Source organism: Skermanella stibiiresistens SB22 (assembly GCF_000576635.1).
GTDB lineage: Bacteria > Pseudomonadota > Alphaproteobacteria > Azospirillales > Azospirillaceae > Skermanella > Skermanella stibiiresistens.
Genome location: NZ_AVFL01000092.1, coordinates 1 through 1845 on the forward strand (window position 1 = coordinate 1; position 1845 = coordinate 1845).

The 1845-nt window shown below is 65.8% G+C and carries 2 protein-coding genes; both read right to left on the reverse strand.

From position 1 onward, the window contains the following. Nucleotides 1-59 precede the first annotated feature (59 nt). Nucleotides 60-845 carry an IS21-like element helper ATPase IstB gene (gene istB / locus N825_RS35550; RefSeq protein WP_037462325.1) on the reverse strand — a complete coding sequence of 262 codons (786 nt, stop codon included), beginning with the start codon at nucleotides 843-845 and terminating at the stop codon, nucleotides 60-62. Further along, a partial coding sequence (gene istA / locus N825_RS35555) for an IS21 family transposase (RefSeq protein ID WP_037462328.1) occupies nucleotides 842-1845 on the reverse strand: 1004 nt, incomplete at its 5' end. The genes istA and istB, both read right to left, overlap by 4 nt.

The following is a 1845-nucleotide window of genomic DNA, read 5'->3' on the forward strand; positions in this document are numbered from 1 at the left end:
TGTCAAGGTGCAGGCAATTTTCCCCAGTATGGGAAGGCAAAATTCCTCACCCCCAATGATCATGTTTCCGTCAGGGGCTGCTCCTGGGAGCGGACGAGACCAGCCTTGAGCTTGTCCTTGAGCCGGTAAGAGTTGCCACGGATGTTGAGGGTAACGCTGTGGTGAAGGACGCGGTCAAGGATGGCCGTGGCGATCACACGATCGCCGAAGACGTCGCCCCAGGCGCCGAAGCTCTGGTTGCTGGTCAGGATCATGGGGCCTTTCTCGTAGCGCCGGCTGATCAGCTGGAACACCAGATTGGCGCCAGCACGGTCGATCGGCAGGTAGCCGATCTCATCCAGGATCAGCAGACGCGGCACGGTGTAGGTTTTCAGGCGCTCGTCGAGACGGTTCTCGGCCAGCGCACGGGTCAGGGCGGCGATCATCTGGGCGGCGGTGGTGAACAGCACCCGATAGCCGCGCTCGATCGCCTTGAGACCGAGGCCGACCGCCAGATGGGTCTTGCCGACACCGGGCGGTCCCAGGATGACCAGGTTCTCGCCGTTCTCGATGAAGCGGCAGGCGGCGAGGGCCTCGACCTGCTTGCGGTCGAGCGACGGCTGATAGGCGAAGTCGAACACTTCCAGTCCCTTGACGAAGGGAAAGCGGGCCAGGTTGGTGCGCATGGTGATGTTCTTGGCCGTCTTGGACGCGACTTCCTCGGACAGCACCTGGTCCAGGAAGTCGGCATAGGACACTTCGCCACCGGCCGCCTGCTGAAGCAGCGCCTCCAGCCGCTCACAGCTCTTGAACAGGCGCAGGCGTTGCAAGTGCTGCTGCAGCCGCTCGAACTGGGCCGGGCTCATGACGACACCTCGCCGGCGAGCGGTTCGTAGACCTGGGGATCACGCTCCTCGACCTCCTGGGGGCCGATCCATTTGCGGCCGGGGTCCGCTCCGGCATGGGGACGACGACCGGTCCGGGCGATCGGCCCGGGGCCGTGCTCGGGCAGGATCCGCATCTGGTGCTGACCGCCGGCCAGCGGATGGGCGACAACCAGCCGGTCACGGTGGAAGATATGAACCTCCTCGCCGATCCGCAGACACTCGACGGTCTGGCCGATCAGGTGGAAGGGCACCGAGTAGCGGTTGGTCTCGAAGCTGACCAGATAGTCGTCGGCCACGATGCGCGCCAGCCGGCGCTGGAGCCGGAACCGGCCCTGTCCGGTAATCGGATGCAGGGCGCTCCGTTCGGCGGCGAAGCGGTCGAGCGGGCGCTCATGGGTCGTGCCATGGACGCGCAGGTCGGCGATCGATGCGTTCCAGTCGTCGAGTTGGGCCTGGAAGTCGGATATGTCGGCAAAGCTGCGCCCGGGCAGGAAGTTGCGCTTGACGTACTTGACCCCGCTCTCGACCTTGCCCTTGGTCTGCGGCCGGTAGGCGCGGCACACCCGCGGCTCGAAGCCCCAGTGATCGGCGAAGGCCTTGAAGGTCGTGTTCCAGGCCAGCTTGCCGTCGGCGTCGCGCGCACAGACGGTCCGGGGGCGATCGTACAGGATTTCCGCGGTCACCCCGCCGAAGTGCTCGAAGGCCAGTTCATGGGCGTCCAGGAACTGGGCCAGCTGCTCATTCGGGCAGGCCCGGTAGAACGCCCGCCGGCTGTAGCCAAGGGTCAGCACGAACAGGTGGACGCTGAACGGCAGATCGCGGAAATGGACCTTGGCCTGGCCCCAGTCGACTTGGCTCTGCTGGCCGGGCGGCGTCTCGAAGCGGGTCTGGCATTGCTCGGCGTGCCGGACCAGATCACGCAGCGGCGCCACGAAGCGCTTGACCGTATCGTAGCTGCCGGTGAAACCGTGCTGGCGCG

Bases quoted from the DNA above. Each gene is read 5' to 3' on its own strand.
- istB (WP_037462325.1), bottom strand. From the start codon at position 845: ATGAGCCCGGCCCAGTTCGAGCGGCTGCAGCAGCACTTGCAACGCCTG.